Here is a 20,146-nt window from a genome sequence, read left to right as displayed (position 1 = left end):
TGACCGGTCGCGAGTGCCTGAGGTGGGAGCGAAGGTCAGTGCCTGTCTTGCCGGACGATGAAGACTTCCTTGATCAGCAGCATGATGGCCGCCGCGGTGGGGATGGCGATCAGAGCACCAAGGACGCCCAGCAGGCTGCCACCGGCAATGACTGAGATGACTGCCACCGCCCCCGGTACGGCTACAGCGCGCTGCATGATGCGCGGCGAGATGAAGTAGGCCTCGAACTGCAGGTAGGCGAAGTAGGCGATCGCGTAAATCACTGCTGTCTGCCAGCCTGCCGTGAGGGCCACAAGGATGACGACGACGGCCGCGATCATTCCGCCCACCAGGGGGATGAAGGCCAGCAGTGCCACGACGAACGCAAGCAGGACGCTGAACGGAACGCCCAGGATGGTCATGACGATGAAGGCGAAAACGGCATTCAGGAGGGCAACGCAGGCCTGGCCGATCACGTAGTTGCCCACGGAGTCGGTGATGGCCTCTGACAAGGCCTCAACCCTGGGCCGACGGGAACGCGGAGCCAGCCGGTAGGCCCACTTCTTCATGGACGGAAGGGCTGCGAGGAAGTAGAGGCTGAGGACCAGGACGATCAGCGAGCCGAACAGTCCGTTGGCCACAGTGGACCCGAATCCAACAACGCCGCCAAAGATGCCACCCATCGTCTCGGGATCCTTGACGAACTTATCCAGCTCGGTGGTGATGCGGTCGCGCACGCCGAATTGGCTGTCCACGTTGCGGAAGAAGTCCGAGTCGAGGAAACCGCGGATCCAGTCCGGGGCTTGCCGTACGATCTCCGAAACCTGTTCAACGATGGTGGGAATCAGTGTTGCGAAAAAGCCCGCCACGGCAAGCACCAAAGCAGACACGGAGATCAGGATGCCTGCGGGTCGCGGCACCTTGTGGGCCTCGAGCCAGCGGACCACCGGATCAAGTCCCAGGGCAATGAAGAGGGCGGCCACGATCCACAGGATGAGTTGGGTGGTGTTGCTGGCGATGTAGAACACTGCAAGGGCCACTCCTACGCCGGCGGTTCCCATGAATCCGACGTAGAGGGGGTGCTGCGATGACATCCGCGGACCGGGGGCGCCGAAGCCGTGGTCGTCTTCCGGCCGGAACCCTTCGCGGTCGCTTTCGTCTTCCGGTGGCATCTCAAAGCGAACGCGGTTGCGGGCGCCTGGAATGGGTTGCCTGAGCCGGCGGCTGATGGCGGCAAGGCGTCCGGTCCGGACAGGAATTGCGGCGGCCGACCCGTCCGACGACGCATCGACCGCGGCCGGCCCGGGCTCATCGACGGGACGGGACTCCATGTGGTCTTTCACGCGGTTTTACAGCCTTTTCATTGGTGGTGCAGAGTCAATTCAGGCTTGAAACGGCCCGGATATCATGATCATCGCCACACTATCAGGACCACGGAATCGGGCCGCAGCAGCGCCACTGCAGGCTTTTACGGGTGTCGCAGGGATCACCCCGATCTGACTCCTTGATAACAAAACGGTTACCCTTGAAGTTCAACGACCGCTGATGATAGGTGATCCTGTGCGTTTGAAGACTGCAGCCTTGCTGGTGCTGCTGGGCCTGCTGACGATGCTGGCCGGCATTGGCCAGCTGACTTTCTGGGCCCCTGCTGAAACCGTGACGGCTTCGGTTCCCGGCGATACCAAGGCCGCCCCGCTGACCGTGATCGATCAAAAATTGATTGCCCTCCACGACGGGCCGGTGAAGATCAAGATCCAGGGTGAAGGCGACTACACCATTTCCACTGGCCGCCCGGACGATGTCAACGCTTGGGTGGGGAAAACAGCCCACACCACGTTGACCGGTGTCTCGGCAGACCAGAAGTCCCTCGAAGTGACCTCTGCCGATGGTGACGCGAAGGCGCCGTCCCCGGCCGGATCCGATCTATGGGTCAGCACCGAGGACGCAAACGGAGAATTCGAATACACCTGGAACCCTCCCGCTGACGGTGAGTGGTCCCTCCTGGTGGCCTCTGACGGAACCAAGCCGGCGCCGTCCGCGATCTCCATGACCTTCCCGAACAAGGCCACCACACCGTGGGCTGTGCCGCTGATCGTGCTGGGCATCATCATCATCCTCGTCGGAGCGGCCCTGCCGTTCATCGCCAAAGCACTTGGCAGCCGCCGCAAGGGCGGCGAAGGAGACGGACCGCACGACGGCGGGGCAACCACCGCGCTGCCTGTACAGTCGCCCGCCGGCGATGAGGGCCGTCGTCGTACCGGGGGAGCCGAGGGTCCCGCGTTGCGTGTTACAGCCTTAGCTGCCGCACTGGCGGCCGTCATGGTGGGTGGGTCCGCAGTGGCAGCCCAAGCGACGACGTCGCCGGATGCCACCTCCAGCTCTTCGGCCTCGGCACCTGCAGAGGGCGACGCCGGAACGCCGGTCATGCTCGAATCCCAGCTGCAGCGCATCCTGGAGCAGGTAGCCAGCACCGTGGACGCAGCCGATGCCGCGAAGGACGCAGCCAAGCTTGCTCCGCGCGTAGACAAGATGGAACTCCAGATCCGGACGCAGAACTACAAGATCCGGTCGACTGTCTCGGCGTACGAGCCCCGCATGCCGGTTCGTGCCACCAAGCTTCAAAGCAGTGTCATCAGCACCAAGAAGGACTGGCCAAGGACCGTATATGCCTTGACCCAGGGTGATGGGAACGTTGTTCCGCAGGTCCTGACGCTGGTTCAGCTCTCGCCCCGCGAGAACTACAAGCTATGGGGTACCGCCCCGCTCCAGCCGGGTACGAATTTCCCGTCCTTCCCGGTCCCGCGCAAGGGCACCTCACCTGTGCCTGCCAGTGACAGCACAGGCTTGGCCTACAGCGGTAACCAGGCACTGGAAATCCTGAGCGAAATGCTGACCAACCCGGATTCGCCCAACCGCAGCAAACTGGCTGACGGCCAGTCGTCCCCGTACATCGCAGGGGCTCTTTCCTACCAGGCGGATACCGTGAAGAACGGAACCAGCGCCAACTTCAAATTCACGCATACTCCGGCAACAAGCCAGACCGTTGTGTTGAAGACCGCCGACGGCGGAGCTTTGGTAGTGGGACGCCTGGACTTCTCCTTCGAGGGAACGCCCAAGGCAGCAGGCGACAAGCTCCTGCTCGAGGACGACTCCGCTGTCTTTGCCGGCGGCAAGGAAACAACCACGGGCATGGTCTTGAACTTCGCCGAGTCAGTGGCTGTGTACATCCCGCCAGCGGGATCGTCCGATCCCATGAAGCTGGTAGCGGCCACCCGCGGGCTCGTAGGAGCCAGCTTCAAGTAGCCCAAGCAGTAGGTAGGCAGCGGCTAGAGTGGAAGTTATGAGTTCGCCCGGATACCGACCCACTCCAGCCGCTGCCAGCCAGCTCAACCTTCGCGGCGCCGTCGACCTCTCGTCGTTGCGCCGCCCTGCTCCGCCGCAGGGCCCTCCGGCTCCTGCAGCCGCCGACGGCGGTGCGCCCCAAGGGGGCGACGCCGGCCAGGCTCCGCTTCGCGTGGATGCCACGGAAACAAACTTCCAGGATCTGGTGCAGTTGTCCGCCCAGATTCCCGTCCTTTTCCTCCTCTGGTCCCGGTACGCCGCCGAATCACCCGGAGTGCTTGATGCCGCCCAGCGCGTGGTTGAAAGCTACGGCGGCCGCCTGGTGCTTGCCGCCGCGGACGTTGACGCCTTCCCGCAATTGGCCCAGGCCTTCCAGGTAGAGGCGGTCCCCACTGCCGTCGCCGTGATCAAGGGCCAGCCAGTGCCGTTGTTCCAGGGCCCGGCTGATGACGAACAAATTCGAAACCTCATCGAGGAACTCCTCAAGGTGGCTGCCGCAAATGGTGTCACTGGAAGCATCGGCGATGCCGGACAGGCTGAAGACGCCGAGCCAGCCCCGCTGCCGCCGCTGCACCAGGCCGCCGTGGATGCCATTGAGGCCGGAGACTACGACGCCGCGGTGGCCGCCTACAAGCAGGCGCTCCTGGAGCAGCCGGCAGACGCCGAGGCAAAGGCCGGTCTTGCCCAGGTTGAACTGATGGCCAGGCTTGAAAAACTCACGGCACCCGAGGCAGAAGCCCTCCGCGGACGGGCCGCCAATGACCCCGATGATGTCGAAGCCCAGTTGGGAGTGGCCGATCTCGACATCGCAGGTGGCCACATCGAGGACGGCTTCAACCGGATCATCGCCTTCATCGGCCGGAATTTCGGTCCTGAACGGGAGACTGCCCGCGTACGGCTCCTCGAACTCTTCGAGGGTGTGGGGATCAAGGACGAGCGGGTGGCCAAAGCCAGGCAGGGTCTGGCCAAGGTTCTCTTCTAGTGGCATCGACGCTGTTTTCCCCAATTTCGCTGCGTTCGCTCGATATTGCGCACCGCGGTTGGGTCTCGCCCATGTGCCAGTACAGCTGCCACCCGGAAACGGGCGAGGGCGTTCCGAACGACTGGCACCTGATGCACTTGGGTTCGTTCGCGGCTGGAGGTGCCGCGCTGATCATGAGCGAGGCAGCGGCCGTAAACCCGGCGGGCAGGATCAGCCCACTGGACGCCGGCCTCTATTCCGATGAGCAGGCCGCGGGCTGGGAACGCATTGTGCACTTCGTGCACCGGCACGGTGCTGTGGACTGCAGGATCGGCGCCCAGCTGGCCCACGCGGGCCGGAAGGCCTCCACCTACTGGCCGTTCGCGGACCGAACAGGTTCGGTGAAAGAGGCCGACGGCGGTTGGCCCACTGTTGGTCCGACGAACGAGGCCTATGACGGCTATGCAGCTCCTTCGGCCATGAGCGAAGAGGACATTCAGGGCGTCGTGGCCGACTTTGCCGCCGCTGCCGCCCGGGCTGTGTCCGTGGGCTTCGATACTGTGGAAATCCACGGTGCCCACGGCTATCTCCTGCACCAGTTCCAAAGCCCGCTCATCAACACCCGCACTGACCGGTGGGGTGGAAGCGAGGAAGGCCGGAACCGGCTCATGCTTGCGGTGGTTGAGGCCGTTCGGGAGGTCATCCCTGATTCCATGCCTCTTCTGCTGAGGATCTCCGCTTCCGACTGGGCCGATGGCGGCGTGGACTCAGACGCGTCGACCAGATTGGCCCGTGCCGCCGCCGCACGTGGGGTCGATCTCGTGGATGTCTCCAGCGGAGGTGCGGTAGCCCACCAAAAGATCAACGCGGTGCCCGGCTATCAGGCAGGGTTCGCCGAGCAGGTAAAGCGCGACGCCGGTGTCCCCACCGCCGCGGTGGGGCTGCTGACCAGTCCAACCCAGGTTGAGGACATTGTCGCCAACGGCCGCGCTGATGCGGTTTTCATGGCCCGTGCCGCCCTTCGTGATCCGCATTGGTGGTTGCGTGCGGCCTACGAGCTTGGCGTCAGTCTGCCGTGGGTTCCGCAGTACCAACGTGCTGTGCCCCGCCACGGTTTCTAGAACCCGCCCGCCGTCCCCAGCGAGGCTAGGCTGGTCACATGACGGAACCACGCCATGAATCCTTGCCCTTATCAATGTCCTCAGGAGCTTCCGAGTCGCCACCGGCGGCTGCCACGAATGCTGCGGCCACATCCCAGCCAGGACCGACAACACAACCAGGACTGACAACACAACTGACAACACAACCGCCAACACAACCGCCGGCAGAAGCGCCGTTGTCGGCGCTGTCCATCCGGGGCCTTGCCAAGCGCTTTGGCGAGAAGATTGCGGTGGACGGAATCAGCCTGGAGGTACCAGCCGGTTCGTTCTACGGGATGGTTGGTCCCAACGGCGCCGGCAAGACCACGACGTTGTCCATGGCCACGGGCCTGCTGCGTCCTGACTTCGGAACTGCCCTGATCCACGGCGTCGATGTCTGGGCCCAGCCACTTGCGGCCAAGAAACTCATGGGCGTCCTGCCTGATGGGGTCCGCCTGTTCGACCGGCTCACTGGCGAACAACTGGTCACCTACTCCGGGCTTTTGCGCGGCATGGACAGGGACGTTGTGGGTACGCGCGTGTCCGAGCTGTTGGCTGCCCTCGACCTCGAAGCCGATGCCGGTTCCCTGGTGGTCGATTACTCAGCCGGCATGACCAAGAAGATTGCCCTGGCGTCGGCGCTGATCCATGCGCCGCGGCTCCTGGTTTTGGATGAACCCTTCGAATCGGTGGACCCGGTGTCAGCGGCCAACATCCGGGGCATCCTGGAAAGCTACGTGGCTTCCGGTGGCACGGTCATTGTGTCCAGCCACGTCATGGACCTCGTGCAACGCATGTGCAGCCACGTCGCGGTGGTAGCAGGCGGCCGCGTCCTTGCCGCAGGTTCCGTGGACGAGGTCCGCGATGGTTCAACCCTGGAAGACCGCTTCGTCCAGTTGGTGGGCGGCGGACACCGGACGGAGGGCCTGGAATGGTTGCGCACCTTCTAGGCCTGAAGTGGCAACTGCTTCTTAACGGGTTCAAGCGCAGCCCGTGGCAGTTGGTAGGTATGGCGTTGGGCTTGCTTTACGCCTTGGGAATTTTGGTCCTCCTGGTTGGAGGCCTCATAGCACTGCGGTGGGCTGATCCCGGGATCGCCCACACCGTGGTGGTATTGGGTGGAGTGGCCACTGTCCTGGGTTGGGCGATCATCCCGTTGATAACGTCCGCGGCAGACATGACATTGGATCCCGCGCGGTTCACCACTTTCGCGATTCCGCCGAAGCAACTCCTGACGGGCCTGGCTCTTGCCGGATTCATCGGCATACCGGGCCTGGCCACGCTGATTGCGGCTTTGGGAACGGTGGGTACCTGGTGGCGGAGTGTTCCGTCCGGCGTCGGCGCGTTGCTGGGTGCCCTCCTGGGGGCGCTTACATGCATCGTTGTGTCCAAAGTGGTAACGACGGCGACTGCCGGCCTTGCCGCCTCGCGACGGTTCAAGGACGTCAGCAGCATCATCGTGTTCATCCCGCTGGTCCTGTTGGGTCCGATCATGGCGGGCATTGTGGACGGGGTCCGCAACAGTACCGATTACCTGCCCGGACTGGCACGTACCTTGTCCTGGACACCCCTCGGTGCGGCGTGGTCGCTCGGTGGGGATCTGGAATCCGGGGACGTGGCCGCCGCCGGTCTCAAATTCCTGATCGCGGCCGCCACCATTGGCGCGCTCCTGCTGTGCTGGCACCTGCTCCTTCGGCGTGCCCTGGTGACGCCCAAGTACTCCGGGGGTTCAGCCAGGAAGGGTGGGAAACTCGGCCTCTTCGCCCGCCTGCCCGGGACGCCTGCCGGAGCGGTGATGGCACGTGCGCTGATCTATTGGATGAAGGATCCACGGTATGCGGCATCGTTGGTAATTGTCCCGCTGTTCCCGGTCCTCTTCTTCTTCAGCAGTTCCCAGAGTGGCAGCTACGGGCTGTTCATGATCCTTGGGCCGCTGACCGCCTTCGTCATGGCGTGGTCCATCTGTGCTGACGTTTCCTACGACAACACTGCTTTTGCCCTGCACCTCGCGGCAGGCGTCCGGGGTATTGATGACCGTTTGGGTCGTGCCCTGGCCTGTCTGGTGTTGTCCCTTCCCGTGGTGTTGCTCTTTACGGTGGGGCCGTTGTTCATCACAGGAGAGTGGCAGTGGCTGCCCAGCCTCCTGGGGTTGTCACTCGGAACGCTCCTCACCGGATTGGGGCTTTCCTCAGTGATCTCGGCCCGGTATAACATTGCCGTACCTTTGCCCGGCGACAGCCCCTTCAAAAAACCGCCGGGAAATGTTGCCCAGACGCTCGCAGTGCAGGGAGTCGGCATGGCTGTCCTGGCGCTGCTCCTGGTTCCGGAGCTTGTCCTGGTGGCTGTGCAGGCGTTCAGCGGCGGTCCCGAAGCAGGCTGGATCAATCTTGCGGTAGGTCCTTTGCTCGGCTCGGCCCTCTTCATTGTGGGCGTTCGTCTGGGGGGAAAGTGGTTGGACGCTCGTGGACCGGAGATGTTCGCCCAACTCAGCGTGAACCGCTAGTGCCGTAATAACCATGGCAACCATGGCCTATAGGTGGGACATGGGATAACCTCAGTGACAGTAGATGACCCTCAGACAAGAAAGGCCGTGACGATGGAAGTTGTCATTCTCCCTGGCACCAAACAGATCGGTGCGCTGGCCGCAGATGCCATCGAGGCATTGGTGCGCCGCAAGCCGAATGCCGTGCTGGGCCTCGCCACCGGATCCTCTCCTCTGCCCATCTACGACGAATTGGCCAGCCGCTACGAAGCCGGGGGCCTGGACTTCAGCCAGGCCCACGGCTTCGCCCTGGACGAGTACGTGGGCCTGGAAACCGGGCACCCGGAGTCCTACCGCGAAGTGATCAGGCGAGAATTCACCAATCGGGTCAACATCAAACCCGAGAACGTCCATGGTCCGGATGGTGCAGCTGAAGACCTCGAGGCAGCATGCCAGGCTTACGAGGACGCCATCAAGGCCGTAGGCGGGGTGGACCTCCAGATCCTGGGCGTTGGCACTGATGGTCATATCGGCTTCAACGAGCCGGGTTCATCCTTGGCCTCCAGGACCCGGATCAAGACGTTGATTGAGCAGACGCGCAAAGACAACGCCCGTTTCTTCGAGAGCATTGACGACGTTCCCCACCACGTGGTGACCCAGGGCCTGGGGACCATCATGGACGCCAAGCATGTGGTGCTGGTGGCTACAGGTGCCCAGAAGGCGCAGGCCGTCCGGGATTTCGTGGAGGGACCGGTGGCGGCCATCTGCGCTGCGTCCGTCCTCCAGATGCACCCCCATGCCACCATCCTGGTGGACGAGGCCGCGGCGTCGTCGCTGAAACTGGCGGACTACTATCGGCACACCTACGACAACAAGCCGGAGTGGCAGGGCCTGTAGACGGTAAGATGTTTGGCATGACTACGCTTCCTCCGGATCCATTCGAAAACGACCCCATGCGCGAGCTTTCCGGAGCCGGAACGTCCACCTCCACCATCGAGCGTGAAGAAACACGCCAGGAAGTGGAACCCGGCGACCGCGAGCGGTTTTCACACTACGTCCGCAAGGAAAAGATCATGGAGTCGGCTCTGACGGGCGAGCCCGTGATTGCCTTGTGCGGAAAAGTCTGGACCCCTGGACGCGATCCGCAGAAGTTCCCGGTCTGCCCGGAATGCAAGGAAATCTATGATGGCCTCCGCCCCGGCAATGACGGTGGAAACAACGGCGGCCCGGGCAACTCCAAGTAGTGGGTGGGAAGAAAACACAGGCCCCCTCTGAACATCACCGCTTTGCGGTCCGCTTCGGCGTGCCCGCAAAGCATGAGGCAACCGTAACTGCCATCAGGCCGGGGGAGTCAGCATGACAGAAACACTTTTCGGCGGTCCTTCACTGCCTCCTGCTTATCCGGAACGCGCGGCTTGGGGTACTGCCCCCAAGCTGCGCGCCTGGCAGCAGGAGGCACTTGACCTCTACATGACCCGTAATCCGAAGGACTTCCTCGCCGTGGCTACGCCCGGTGCCGGTAAGACCACCTTCGCCCTGCGGATTGCCACCACGCTGCTGGACACTGGGGTGGTCAACCGCATCACCATCGTGGCGCCGACGGACCACCTCAAGAGGCAGTGGGCCGATGCTGCCGCCAAGGTCGGTATCGCTATCGATCCCAACTTCAAGAACTCCGACGGCCAGCACGGCAGGGGCTTTGTCGGCGTCGCCGTCACTTATGCGCAGGTGGCCAGCAAACCCATGCTGCACCGCGCCAAGACCGAAGCCGCCCGCACCTTGGTGATCCTTGATGAGATCCACCACGGTGGTGAGGCGTTGTCCTGGGGCGACGGCCTCCGTGAGGCTTTCGATCCTGCTGCGCGTCGCCTGTCCCTGACCGGTACGCCGTTCCGCTCCGACACTTCACCGATTCCCTTCGTTGAGTACGCCGAGGATCGGGATGGCATCCGCAGGTCCAAAGCCGACTACACCTACGGTTACGGCAACGCACTGCGCGACCACGTGGTCAGGCCTGTGCTGTTCATGGCCTACTCCGGCCAGATGCGGTGGCGGACCAGTGCCGGTGACGAGATGGCGGCATCCCTTGGCGAGGCCGCAGTGACCAAGGACATCACCTCGCAGGCCTGGCGCACGGCGTTGAACCCCACGGGCGAATGGATTCCCGCCGTGCTGGCTGCGGCGGACAAGCGCCTGGGCGAGGTGCGGAGGACTGTGCCGGATGCCGGTGGCCTGGTCATCGCCACGGATCACGATGACGCCCGTGCCTACGCTGGCCAATTGAAGAAAATCACGGGCCAATCGCCCACGGTGATTCTCTCCGACGACTCAAAAGCGTCCAGCAAGATCGAGGAGTTCTCTGCCGGAGACAAACGCTGGATGGTGGCCGTGCGCATGGTGTCCGAAGGTGTGGACGTGCCCCGCCTTTCGGTGGGTGTCTACGCCACCTCCACCTCGACTCCGTTGTTCTTCGCCCAGGCCGTCGGCCGTTTTGTGCGTGCGCGCAAAAGGGGCGAAACGGCGTCGGTCTTCCTGCCATCGGTACCCCCGTTGATGATCCTGGCCAACACCATGGAGGCCGAGCGCGACCATGCGCTTGACCGCCCGGAAAAGGACGACGACGGACTCTTCAGCCCCGAAGAAAACCTGATGGCCGAGGCAAACCGGGAAGACAAAGCGTCCGACGAGCTCACCAAGGGCAAGTTTGAAGCGTTGGACTCCCAGGCGTCGTTCGACCGCGTCCTGTTCGACGGCGGTGAGTTCGGTACGGGGGCAGACATCGGCTCCGACGAGGAGCTGGACTTCCTTGGAATTCCCGGACTTCTTGATGCCGAGCAGGTGGGAACGTTGCTTCGGCAGCGCCAGCACGAGCAGCAGTCGCGCAAGAAGCGCCAGTCACCGTTGGCCGCTGCGGCGTCACCGGCGATTCCGGACCACCGTATGCTCATGGACCTGCGGAACGAACTGGCCAAGAACGTCGCCGCGTGGGCTGCCCGGACCGGAACCCCGCACGGTGTGGTCCACACCAAGCTGCGGGAGGTCTGCGGAGGTCCGGCCGTGGCGCAAGCCAACGAGGAACAGCTGCAGGCACGTCTCCGTAAGCTTCAGGATTGGTTCATCGGCCGGAAATAGCGCCAACGCTGGAGCCGGAACGACCAAAAAGAAAGGGCGCCGCTTCACGCGGCGCCCTTTCCTTATGGCTTATTGGGTACGTGCGGAACCCTGAATCAGCTGCGCTCAACCTCGACGCCGGCCGCTTCCATTTCGTCGAAGGCGTCACTGAGGTCCTCGGCGATTCCCGCCGTGAGCTCTGCTATGACGGTGGTGTTGTAGCCGGCCTGGACCGCGTCCATGGCCGTGGCCTTGACGCAATAGTCGGTAGCCAAGCCTACGATAACCACGTCTTCGACGTCATGGCTTTGCAGCCAGGCATCGAGACCTATCGCATCCTCGTCAAGGACCTCCGTTACGGTGGCACCGGCCTTCAGGTCGCCCGTGGGAACATCGTCCTCCGGCGCCAGGACACCTTCGAAGCCGGAGTAGGCGGCCGTGTACTGTCCCTTGCGGAAGTACGCCTGGATGTACTCGGGATCCAGGTCCTCATGCAATTCGGCTCCCTTGGTGCGGGCCCGGCAATGGGGCGGCCAGGAGTCAATCATGTCCGGCTCTTCCGAGAAATGGTCGCCGGGCTCGATGTGCCAATCCTGGGTCGCGACAATGTGGTCGAAGTGTTGCTGGTTGGCATCCACATATTCGGTGATGGCACCGGCTACGTCCGCGCCCCCTTCGACAGCCAGGGTGCCACCCTCACAGAAATCGTTCTGGACATCAACGATGATCAGGGCCCTGGACATCAGTTCTCCTCGTAAATGGTGGGAATGGCGGGCTCGCCACGTTGCAGGCGGTTCACCACGGGGGGAAGTTCGGCCATGGTTGCGGCATGCCGTTCCTTGGCCCGGATGACACCTTCCGGTCCCGTCCAGCCGGGCAGGACCTCGCCGTTCTTGACGAATTGGTGCAGCAGGGGACGATCGTTGCCGTCATCCTCCGGGCGGTGGCCAATGCCCACTACTTCCTGGGTGGCCCGCCCACGCTCGTTGAGCTTTCGGAGGGCGTACTTGCGTCCACCCACGCTCGCCTTGTTCTTGGCGGCCTTGGCAACCGAAATGAACTCGCCGGCGTCGTTGGTTCGACTGACCAGCTTGTAGACCATGCTGGCTGTCGGTGCGCCGGAGCCCGTTACCAGCGAAGTGCCCACGCCATAGGAGTCCACCGGCGCGGACTGCAGCGCCGCGATGGCGTATTCGTCCAGGTCCGAGGTCACTACGATGCGCGTATTCACGTTGCCGAGGTCATCGAGCATCTGCCGGACCCACTGGGCCTGGGCCACCAGGTCACCGGAGTCCAGGCGCACGGCGCCCAGCTTGTCGCCGGCGAGTTCGACGGCGGTCCGCACCGCTGCCTCGACGTCGTAGGTATCCACCAGCAGCGACGTTCCCGGACCGAATGCCGCAATCTGGGCCTCGAAGGCTTCGCGCTCGGTATCGTGCAAAAGGGTGAAGGAGTGGGCCGCGGTGCCGACGGTCCTGATCCCGTAGCGCCGGCCTGCCTCAAGGTTGGAGGTGCTGGCGAAGCCGGCGATGACAGCGGCGCGGGCCGCCGCCGTCGCCGATTCCTCCTGGGTGCGCCGGGAGCCCATCTCGATGCAGGGGCGGTTTCCGGCCGCGGAGGTCATCCGTGAGGCAGCTGAGGCTATGGCGCTGTCGTGGTTGAGGACCGAGAGGATGAACGTCTCAAGGATGCAGGCTTCAGCAAAGGTGGACTCCACAATGAGGATGGGGGAGTTGGGGAAGTAGGCATCCCCTTCCGCGTAGCCCCAGATGTCGCCGCTGAATTTGTAGTCGGCAAGGTAATCCAGGGTCTCCCGGTTCACCACCTTGTTCTGCTCCAGGAAGGCCAGTTCAGCCTCGCCGAACCTGAAGTCCGCGATGCCTTCCAGCAAGCGTCCCGTGCCGCCCACAACGCCATAGCGGCGGCCGTCCGGCAACCGGCGGGCGAAGGCTTCAAACACTGAACGGCGATGGGCGGCTCCCGAGTGCAGGGCGGCCTGAAGCATCGTCAGTTCGTAGTGGTCTGTGTACAAGGATGTTGCGGGGTGGTCCCACGACGCGGCTCTACTCACGAATTCACTCTAGTGCGAGCCGCCATAGAATGGACAGATGAGCCCTAGCGTTGCGTTTGGCACGGACATCGATGAGCGGACGGAAGCTGCAGAGCAAACGTCCACCGATGTCCTGACAGCCCCTGATGTCCCTTGGAACCTGGTGATCTGGAACGATCCCGTCAACCTGATGAGCTATGTGAGCTACGTTTTCCAGAGCTACTTCGGCTACTCCGAGTCCAAAGCACACAAGTTGATGATGGAGGTCCACAAGAAGGGACGCTCAATTGTTGCCTTCGGAAGCAAGGAACAAGTGGAGCAGCACGCCGTGGCGATGCACGGTTTCGGCCTGTGGGCCACGGTGGAGAAAGCCGCCAGCGGCAACGAGACACCCGGGAAGGGCGGCCGCCAGCGTGGCTAAGGCATTCAAGTACGGACTCAAGGGCATTACGGGTTTCCTCGAACCGGCCGAGCGTGATCTCCTCCGCGGCTTGCTGGACGACGTCATCTCCATGCTGGACCCGGAAGTCCGGGAGAACGAAGACCCGCTTGCGGCCCTCATCGGCCTGGATATGGACGTCAAGCAACCAAGTGACAGGGCCCTCCTGCGGCTCCTGCCAAACGTCTTGAAGGACGACGACGGCGGGTCGCTTGAGTTCCGCCAACTCACCGAACGCTCTGTCCGGGAGAACAAGATCGGGGCACTTCGGGCTACGGCCATGGGCTTGGACAAAGAAGACCTGGTCCTCACGCCTGAAGAGGCCACGCGCTGGTCGATGGCGCTTAATGATGTGAGGCTGGTTCTCTCCGAACGCCTGGACATCCGCGACGAAGCGGATGCCGAGCACGTCCACAGCATGCAGGACTGGAGCCAGGCGGAGGACGTGGAGAGCTACTTGGCTTTGGTGTACAACTTCACCACCTGGCTGCAGGAGTCACTGGTGCAGGCCATGATGTCAGCCAGGCAGGCGAAATCCTGATCCCGGGGTCCCGGCGCGGCTCCTGCCTTGTGACACATAAGACGGCTGTGACACATAAGACGTCTGTGACACATAAGACACGAGGCGGAGGCCACACCTGATGGCCGCACCCCACGGGAAGCCTTATTCTCGAATAATCATGACTTCAGCATCGGGTTCACCAAGCGGCGCTCCGGGCAGTGGCGCCCCCATCACCACAGGGGAAATCGTGGGAACGCGCCCGATCGGCATTTTCGACTCCGGTGTGGGCGGGTTGACGGTGGCCCGGTCCATCATCGACCAGTTGCCCAACGAGTCGATCCTGTACGTGGGCGATACCGCCAACGGCCCCTACGGTCCGCTCCCCATCGCAGAGGTCCGTGCCAACGCTCTTGGAGTCATGGACGAACTGGTGGACTCCGGAGTGAAACTTCTGACCATCGCCTGCAATTCGGCGTCGGCCGCTGTGCTGCGGGACGCCAGGGAGAGGTACACGGCCCGGTACGGCATCCCGGTTATCGAGGTCATCCAACCGGCCGTCCGCCGTGCGGTCTCTGCAACCCGCTCCGGCAAGATCGGCGTCATCGGTACCTCCGCCACCGTCGGTTCGCGGGCCTATGAAGACACCTTCGCTGCCGCCCCGGACCTCACCATCACCTCGGTGGCCTGCCCGGCTTTTGTCAGCTTCGTCGAGGCCGGCGTCACTACCGGTCCCGAGCTCCTGGCGGCCGCCAACGAATACCTGGCACCGCTCAAGCAGGCCGGCGTGGACACCGTGGTCCTCGGATGCACGCACTACCCCCTTCTGACCGGAGTCATCTCCTTTGTCATGGGTGAGGATGTCACCTTGGTTTCCAGTGCGGAAGAAACTGCCAAGGACGTCTACCGGGCGCTGGCAACGCACGGCATCCAGCGCACCGACGCGACTGCACCCAGCCACGAATTCATCGCCACTGGGGACGCCGCGCAGTTCGAGACGCTGGCGCGCCGTTTCCTGGGGCCCGAGGTTCTCTCCGTGAAGCATGTTGACCACGTGGCAGCGCAGTATCCAACCGGCAGCCTTGCCCGGATCACCCCCGAAATGCTCGAAGCAGCGAAATCGGGCGCAGGCCTTGCCCGCCGCTCATATTTCGTGAACCCCGCACATAGTGCCGATGCGGCCATGGGGCGTGGCCTGTGAAGCTGACCATAGTTGGATGCACCGGTTCCTTCCCGGGACCGGGCTCGCCGGCGTCGTGCTACCTGGTGACAGCGCACGACGGCGAACGCGAGTGGAAGATCGTCATGGACCTGGGAAGCGGAGCTTTGGGCGCCATCCAGCGGTACACCGACCTGGAAGACATCGACGCGATCTTCCTCACGCACCTGCACCCGGACCACTGCATGGATCTCTGTGGCCTCCACGTGGCTGTCCGTTGGAAGCCGGGCGGCTGGGGGCGGGACCGCCTCCCTGTATGGGGCCCTGCGGCCACAGCAGACAGGATGGCTACCGCCTACGGGTTGGACCTGGACCCGGGGATGCATGAGGAATTCGACTTCACCAACTGGACCGAACTCAAGCCCGTGAGCGTTGGTCCGTTTACGGTGACGCCATTTGCCGTCAACCACCCGGTGGAAGAGGCCTACGCATTGCGCGTGACAGCTACCGAGACGGGCAAAGACGGCGTTGCGGTCACCAAAACACTGACCTATTCGGGGGACACCGACTCCTGCCAGGGATTGGAAGACGCCGCCAGGGGGTCCGACCTTTTCTTGTGCGAGGCCGCGTTCGAAGAGGGCCGGGACGATGCCATCAAGGACGTCCACCTCACCGGCAAGCGTGCAGGCGAAGCCGCGACAAACGCCGGCGCCAAGCGCCTGCTGCTTACACACATTCCCGTCTGGACTTCCCAAACCAAAGTATTGTCCGAGGCCAAGCCAGTATTCGCGGGCGACGTCGCGGTGGCAGTGGCCGGAGTTCACTACACCATCTAGCGGGCACCGGCGCAGGTAGCGCGGCCATCGTGGCTAAGCTTGGAGCATGACTTCTGAAGCTACAGCAACACCCGTCTTCCGTGCCGATGGCCGGACTCCCGACCAACTGCGACCCATCAGCATCACCCGCGGCTGGTCCAAGCAGGCTGAGGGCTCGGCGCTGATCGAGTTCGGCAACACCCGGGTTCTGTGCACCGCTTCCCTGACCGAGGGTGTGCCCCGGTGGCTCAAGGGCGAAGGCCGGGGCTGGGTGACGGCCGAATACGCCATGCTTCCCCGTGCGACGAACACCCGCTCGGACCGCGAGTCCGTCAAGGGCAAGATCGGCGGACGTACGCACGAAATTTCGCGCCTCATCGGCCGTTCGCTGCGGTCCATCATCGATACCAAGGCGCTGGGCGAAAACACCATCGTCCTCGATTGCGACGTCCTCCAAGCCGACGGCGGCACACGCACGGCCGCAATCACCGGGGCCTACGTGGCGCTCGCCGAGGCCATTCGATTTGCCAGGGAAAACAAACTCATTGCCCGCAACGCCCAGCCCTTGGTGGATACCATCGCGGCGGTCTCCGTTGGCATCATTGACGGCGTTCCCATGCTGGATTTGCCGTACGTTGAAGACGTTCGCGCGGAGACGGACATGAACGTGGTAGTGACGGGGTCGGGCAAATTCGTTGAGGTTCAAGGCACCGCTGAAGGTGCTCCGTTTGACCGTGACGAACTGAACGCCCTGCTGGACCTCGCCCTGCTTGGCACAACCCAGCTCGCCGCCATCCAGCGCGAGACGCTGGCAGAAGCTCCGTGAGCGCCGCTTCAGGCGTCGCAGGGCCCCGCCTCGTCCTGGCCACGCATAACAAGGGCAAGTTGAAGGAGCTCCGCGAACTGCTGCGGGGCCAGGTGCCAGGTCTCGACGTCGATACCCAAGTAGTGGACGCTGCTGCGGCAGGTGCCCCGGACGTTGCAGAAACCGGCGTCACCTTTGCCGAGAATTCGCTCCTCAAGGCCCGGGCCGTGGCACAGGCGACCGGGTTGGTGGCCATCGCCGACGATTCCGGACTGGCCGTGGATGTCCTCGGCGGCGCTCCGGGCATCTTCTCTGCCCGCTGGTCCGGTAGGCATGGGGACGACGACGCCAACTTGACCTTGCTGTTGGCGCAACTTTCCGATGTTCCGGACGCGTTCCGTGGAGCTGCATTTGTTTGTGCCGCCGCGTTGGCTGTACCGGGGCCCGACGGCGTTGCGCACGAAACTGTGGAGTACGGCCAGCTGGAGGGGACACTTCTGCGTGAACCCCGTGGCGAAGGCGGTTTCGGTTACGACCCCGTGCTGCAGCCCGCAGGGATGGACCGCAGCTGTGCCGAACTCAGTTCGATGGAGAAGAACGCCATCAGCCACCGGGGCCAGGCTTTCCGGGCTTTGCTTCCTGCCATCGTCTCGGCCCTTTCCGAAGACGGTTCCGGCAATGCCTGAACCAGCCTTCCGCTGACCAGGCTGTGGCAAAGCAAGAGGCACCCCGCAATGCGGGGTGCCTCTTGCTTTGCTGTGGCTTTTCCGGCCTTGTGTTGCGGGAGCCTCAGCGCTCGCTGTGATTGCCGCCGTCGTGCTCTTCGATGAATTCCTCCACCGGGTCAGTACCTTCGGCGGCGGCTTTGCGCTTCGCCAGGACCCCTCGGATGACCTCGATGATGACAGGGATGACGGAGATCAGCACGATAACGATGAAGATGATGTCCAGGTTCTTGCTGACCCACGGGATTCGGTCCCCGAGGATATAGCCCAGGAAGGTAACGCCGCCGCCCCAGAGGACTGCGCCGATCACGTTGAAGATGAAGAATTTCCGCTTGTCCATCTGGGCCACGCCTACGATGACCGGGACAAAGGTGCGGATGATGGGCACAAACCGTGCAAGGATCAGGGCCTTGCCGCCGTGCTTTTCGAAGAATGCGTGCGCGCTCTCGACGTTTTCCTTTTTGAAGAGCCGGGAGTCAGGACGGTTGAAGATGGCCGGGCCGGCCTTCGAGCCGATGAGGTAACCCGTCTGGTTGCCGATGATGGCGGAGACGATGATCAGGCCGGCCAGGGCCCAGATGTTGAACTTGATGGTGTCTGTTGCCACCAGGAGTCCGGCCGTGAAAAGCATGGAATCGCCCGGGAGGAAAAAGCCCACCAGCAGGCCCGTTTCCGCAAAGACAATGCCACACACCAGGAGCACTACCCAAGGTGCCAGGGCGGGGTCGGCCAGGAAGATCTGGGGGTTAAGCCAGTCAGGCAGGAACGAAGCCATGGAGGGCTGAACCGGTCCTGCACCCCCAAAAGTGGATACGGCAAGGTCGCTCATCGCAGAAAAGATCACCTATCAAGCCTACTTGACGGCCGTCGTCGTAAATCCTGTGCCACCTTGCGGAGGGCCACGCCGTGAGGTCGAACGTGTAGCGTTGCCCACAATGCGGGCCGGAAGGCCCGCCCCGCTGTCGAAATCGGCGGGGGCGGACTTTTCCGGCTGTAACCTTGTCCAGTGGCATTGGACTTTACGGCGATCGACTTTGAAACAGCCAACGGCTTCAGGGGGTCACCGTGCTCGGTAGGCCTGAGCAAGGTCCGCGGGGGAGTCGTGGTGGAAGAGGCATCGTGGCTGATGCGCCCACCGGAGAACCACGACCACTTTGAATACCACAACACCCGCATCCACGGCATCCGGGCTGAAGACGTCGCAGGACAACCCAGGTTTGGGGAGCTGTTTCCCGAAATTGGGGCCTTCATCGGGAACGACATCCTCGCAGCCCACAACGCTGCCTTCGACCTCGGAGTCATCAGGTCCGGCTTGGAAGTCTCTGGCCTGGCCGGGCCGGCCTACGACTACGTCTGCACCGTGATGCTTTCGCGCCGCTGCTACTCACTGGTCTCGAACTCGTTGCCCTACGCGGCCGAGGAAGCCGGCGTGCCGCTGGTGAACCATCACGACGCGGCAGAGGACGCCCGCGCCTGCGCCGGAATCCTGGTGGACATCGCCAGGCGGAACAATGCCAACAGCATTTCCGAACTGTATCTTTCGCTTGGCTTGAGCGTGCCCAAGCAGCCGGCTTTTGATCCCGCCTACGGATTGTCAAAGGCCACCATGTCCGCGCTCGCGGCCAGGACCGGAGCCCTGTCGACATCGACGTCGACAGGGACTGTGGACGCGCCGAGCGGTTGGTCGGCTTGGCCGGAAGAGGGACCAAACCCCCTGCCAAACCCAGCAGCGGAGCCGGGCCATCCCCTCTACGGGCAGACTGTGGTGTTCACCGGCGACCTCGCCATCACCCGCCCGGAAGCGAAATCGCGGGCTGCCGACATGGGCGCACGACCCGAGAGCCGGGTTACTGCCCGGACCACTGTGTTGATTGTGGGCGATGGCTTCGTTGCCGGAGACCTCCGCGCGGGACGACTCACCGGCAAGGCAAAGCGGGTTTTGGAACTCCACGCCAAAGGCCAGCAAATCGAGGTTGTCTCCGAGGGCGAATTCCTGCAGATGGTAGGCGGTACCTAGGAAGGTCCGGGTCATAGTGCGCAACAATGCTTCCCGACTCTCGGCGAACGCTCCTAGCCTTGGTGCATGACCAAACAGCCCCTTCCCACAGCGCCGCCTCGTGATTCTGCCGATGCGCCTGAGGCCCGTGGGGTTGCGTGGCGGACCGTCTTCGCTTTCCCGAACCCGGTGAACGAGTACGCCGCCCGGATTACTGCCGGCATGGTTGTGGTGCTGGCGGTCGCAACCCTGGTGTCGGGGTGGGGTTGGGGGCTGGTTGCCTTGGCTACCGGCTTCTGGCTCCGCGTCTTGTTTGGTCCCCGGATTTCGCCGTTGGCCGTGTTGTCCGTCAAGGTGCTGGCGCCCAGGATCGGCCGGGCCAAGCTTGTTGCCGGTCCTCCCAAGCGCTTCGCCCAAGGGATGGGGGCCGCATTGTCCAGTGCCGCCGTCGTACTGTTTTTCACCGGCGTCCAGCCGGCAGCGTGGATACTTCTGGCGTTGCTCATAGTGGCTGCTTCGCTGGAAGCGTTCGCCGGTTTCTGCCTGGGCTGCGCCATTTTTGGATTCCTGCAGCGCCGCGGATTCATTCCGGCCGAAATTTGCGAGGCCTGCAACAACATCACGCTGCGCAGGGCATAGCACCC

General features: G+C 63.4%; 20 protein-coding genes. 16 read left to right on the top strand and 4 right to left on the bottom strand.

Annotation, left to right across the window (positions count from 1 at the left end; translation table 11 throughout):
- Positions 1 to 35 precede the first annotated feature (35 nt).
- A complete protein-coding gene (locus PJL15_RS06110; protein ID WP_281450301.1) occupies positions 36 to 1,322 on the bottom strand; it encodes an AI-2E family transporter in 1,287 nt (428 codons plus the stop codon).
- A 202-nt stretch (positions 1,323 to 1,524) separates the two neighbouring features.
- On the opposite strand from PJL15_RS06110, the gene PJL15_RS06105 reads away from it, so the two are divergent.
- From PJL15_RS06105 to PJL15_RS06070, 8 genes are all read left to right on the top strand, one after another.
- Entirely contained in the window at positions 1,525 to 3,282 is a 1,758-nt protein-coding gene (locus PJL15_RS06105) for a hypothetical protein (RefSeq protein ID WP_281450300.1), read from the top strand.
- A gap of 37 nt (positions 3,283 to 3,319) precedes the next feature.
- Entirely contained in the window at positions 3,320 to 4,303 is a 984-nt protein-coding gene (locus PJL15_RS06100; protein WP_281450299.1) for a tetratricopeptide repeat protein, read from the top strand.
- Positions 4,303 to 5,403 carry an NADH:flavin oxidoreductase/NADH oxidase gene (locus PJL15_RS06095; RefSeq protein ID WP_281450298.1) on the top strand — a complete coding sequence of 367 codons (1,101 nt, stop codon included), beginning with the start codon at positions 4,303 to 4,305 and terminating at the stop codon, positions 5,401 to 5,403. Before PJL15_RS06100 ends, PJL15_RS06095 begins: the two co-directional genes overlap by 1 nt.
- Before the next feature lie 38 nt (positions 5,404 to 5,441).
- Positions 5,442 to 6,371, top strand: a complete 930-nt coding sequence (locus PJL15_RS06090; protein WP_281450297.1) for an ABC transporter ATP-binding protein — start codon at positions 5,442 to 5,444, stop codon at positions 6,369 to 6,371.
- Positions 6,353 to 7,924 (top strand): transporter, encoded by a 1,572-nt coding sequence (locus PJL15_RS06085; RefSeq protein WP_281450296.1) that lies wholly within the window; start codon positions 6,353 to 6,355, stop codon positions 7,922 to 7,924. Before PJL15_RS06090 ends, PJL15_RS06085 begins: the two co-directional genes overlap by 19 nt.
- Positions 7,925 to 8,017: 93 nt before the next feature.
- Positions 8,018 to 8,800 carry a glucosamine-6-phosphate deaminase gene (gene nagB / locus PJL15_RS06080; protein ID WP_281450295.1) on the top strand — a complete coding sequence of 261 codons (783 nt, stop codon included), beginning with the start codon at positions 8,018 to 8,020 and terminating at the stop codon, positions 8,798 to 8,800.
- 8 nt (positions 8,801 to 8,808) lie between these two features.
- Positions 8,809 to 9,147, top strand: a complete 339-nt coding sequence (locus tag PJL15_RS06075; RefSeq protein WP_281450294.1) for a DUF3039 domain-containing protein — start codon at positions 8,809 to 8,811, stop codon at positions 9,145 to 9,147.
- A gap of 112 nt (positions 9,148 to 9,259) precedes the next feature.
- Positions 9,260 to 11,035 (top strand): DEAD/DEAH box helicase, encoded by a 1,776-nt coding sequence (locus PJL15_RS06070; RefSeq protein ID WP_281450293.1) that lies wholly within the window; start codon positions 9,260 to 9,262, stop codon positions 11,033 to 11,035.
- 95 nt (positions 11,036 to 11,130) lie between these two features.
- Here the strand turns inward: PJL15_RS06070 and PJL15_RS06065 are convergent, their stop codons facing one another.
- Entirely contained in the window at positions 11,131 to 11,757 is a 627-nt protein-coding gene (locus tag PJL15_RS06065; protein ID WP_281450292.1) for an isochorismatase family protein, read from the bottom strand.
- Entirely contained in the window at positions 11,757 to 13,085 is a 1,329-nt protein-coding gene (locus tag PJL15_RS06060; RefSeq protein WP_281450291.1) for a nicotinate phosphoribosyltransferase, read from the bottom strand. Before PJL15_RS06060 ends, PJL15_RS06065 begins: the two co-directional genes overlap by 1 nt.
- Positions 13,086 to 13,122: 37 nt before the next feature.
- Here PJL15_RS06060 and clpS point away from each other — a divergent pair, with 37 nt between their 5' ends.
- From clpS to rdgB, 6 genes are all read left to right on the top strand, one after another.
- The gene (clpS, locus tag PJL15_RS06055) at positions 13,123 to 13,485 is read left to right on the top strand and encodes an ATP-dependent Clp protease adapter ClpS (RefSeq protein WP_018776321.1); all 363 of its coding nucleotides are present in this window, start codon (positions 13,123 to 13,125) and stop codon (positions 13,483 to 13,485) included.
- Entirely contained in the window at positions 13,478 to 14,044 is a 567-nt protein-coding gene (locus PJL15_RS06050) for a DUF2017 domain-containing protein (protein ID WP_281450290.1), read from the top strand. Before clpS ends, PJL15_RS06050 begins: the two co-directional genes overlap by 8 nt.
- Before the next feature lie 139 nt (positions 14,045 to 14,183).
- Positions 14,184 to 15,203 (top strand): glutamate racemase, encoded by a 1,020-nt coding sequence (gene murI, locus PJL15_RS06045; protein ID WP_432443799.1) that lies wholly within the window; start codon positions 14,184 to 14,186, stop codon positions 15,201 to 15,203.
- Positions 15,200 to 15,997 (top strand): MBL fold metallo-hydrolase, encoded by a 798-nt coding sequence (locus PJL15_RS06040; protein ID WP_281450288.1) that lies wholly within the window; start codon positions 15,200 to 15,202, stop codon positions 15,995 to 15,997. The genes murI and PJL15_RS06040 overlap by 4 nt, the downstream gene beginning before the upstream one ends.
- Before the next feature lie 46 nt (positions 15,998 to 16,043).
- Complete coding sequence (rph, locus tag PJL15_RS06035; RefSeq protein WP_281450287.1) at positions 16,044 to 16,802, top strand: ribonuclease PH; 759 nt, start codon at positions 16,044 to 16,046, stop codon at positions 16,800 to 16,802.
- On the top strand, positions 16,799 to 17,467 hold the full coding sequence (gene rdgB / locus PJL15_RS06030) for an RdgB/HAM1 family non-canonical purine NTP pyrophosphatase (RefSeq protein WP_281450286.1): 669 nt from the start codon (positions 16,799 to 16,801) through the stop codon (positions 17,465 to 17,467). Before rph ends, rdgB begins: the two co-directional genes overlap by 4 nt.
- A gap of 103 nt (positions 17,468 to 17,570) precedes the next feature.
- On the opposite strand, the gene PJL15_RS06025 is transcribed toward rdgB, so the two are convergent.
- Positions 17,571 to 18,335, bottom strand: a complete 765-nt coding sequence (locus PJL15_RS06025) for a DedA family protein (RefSeq protein WP_281450326.1) — start codon at positions 18,333 to 18,335, stop codon at positions 17,571 to 17,573.
- Between the two features lie 177 nt (positions 18,336 to 18,512).
- Between PJL15_RS06025 and PJL15_RS06020 the strand changes: the two genes are divergently transcribed.
- Positions 18,513 to 19,523 (top strand): exonuclease domain-containing protein, encoded by a 1,011-nt coding sequence (locus PJL15_RS06020; RefSeq protein WP_281450285.1) that lies wholly within the window; start codon positions 18,513 to 18,515, stop codon positions 19,521 to 19,523.
- 66 nt (positions 19,524 to 19,589) lie between these two features.
- The gene (locus tag PJL15_RS06015; protein WP_281450284.1) at positions 19,590 to 20,141 is read left to right on the top strand and encodes a DUF4395 domain-containing protein; all 552 of its coding nucleotides are present in this window, start codon (positions 19,590 to 19,592) and stop codon (positions 20,139 to 20,141) included.
- Positions 20,142 to 20,146 lie beyond the last annotated feature (5 nt).

The organism is Paenarthrobacter nitroguajacolicus, from assembly GCF_029952445.1.
Classification (GTDB): Bacteria; Actinomycetota; Actinomycetes; order Actinomycetales; family Micrococcaceae; genus Arthrobacter; species Arthrobacter nitroguajacolicus_B.
This window is presented reverse-complemented; position numbering and strand designations above follow the sequence as displayed.

What these genes read in the sequence shown, in the direction of transcription:
- PJL15_RS06025 (WP_281450326.1), bottom strand. Translation starts at nt 18,335, where the DNA reads ATGAGCGACCTTGCCGTATCCACTTTTGGGGGTGCAGGACCGGTTCAG.
- PJL15_RS06105 (WP_281450300.1), top strand. Translation starts at nt 1,525, where the DNA reads ATGATAGGTGATCCTGTGCGTTTGAAGACTGCAGCCTTGCTGGTGCTG.
- PJL15_RS06070 (WP_281450293.1), top strand. Translation starts at nt 9,260, where the DNA reads ATGACAGAAACACTTTTCGGCGGTCCTTCACTGCCTCCTGCTTATCCG.
- murI (WP_432443799.1), top strand. Translation starts at nt 14,184, where the DNA reads ATGACTTCAGCATCGGGTTCACCAAGCGGCGCTCCGGGCAGTGGCGCC.
- nagB (WP_281450295.1), top strand. Translation starts at nt 8,018, where the DNA reads ATGGAAGTTGTCATTCTCCCTGGCACCAAACAGATCGGTGCGCTGGCC.
- rph (WP_281450287.1), top strand. Translation starts at nt 16,044, where the DNA reads ATGACTTCTGAAGCTACAGCAACACCCGTCTTCCGTGCCGATGGCCGG.
- PJL15_RS06085 (WP_281450296.1), top strand. Translation starts at nt 6,353, where the DNA reads ATGGTTGCGCACCTTCTAGGCCTGAAGTGGCAACTGCTTCTTAACGGG.
- clpS (WP_018776321.1), top strand. Translation starts at nt 13,123, where the DNA reads ATGAGCCCTAGCGTTGCGTTTGGCACGGACATCGATGAGCGGACGGAA.
- PJL15_RS06015 (WP_281450284.1), top strand. Translation starts at nt 19,590, where the DNA reads ATGACCAAACAGCCCCTTCCCACAGCGCCGCCTCGTGATTCTGCCGAT.
- PJL15_RS06090 (WP_281450297.1), top strand. Translation starts at nt 5,442, where the DNA reads ATGACGGAACCACGCCATGAATCCTTGCCCTTATCAATGTCCTCAGGA.
- PJL15_RS06075 (WP_281450294.1), top strand. Translation starts at nt 8,809, where the DNA reads ATGTTTGGCATGACTACGCTTCCTCCGGATCCATTCGAAAACGACCCC.
- PJL15_RS06100 (WP_281450299.1), top strand. Translation starts at nt 3,320, where the DNA reads ATGAGTTCGCCCGGATACCGACCCACTCCAGCCGCTGCCAGCCAGCTC.
- PJL15_RS06065 (WP_281450292.1), bottom strand. Translation starts at nt 11,757, where the DNA reads ATGTCCAGGGCCCTGATCATCGTTGATGTCCAGAACGATTTCTGTGAG.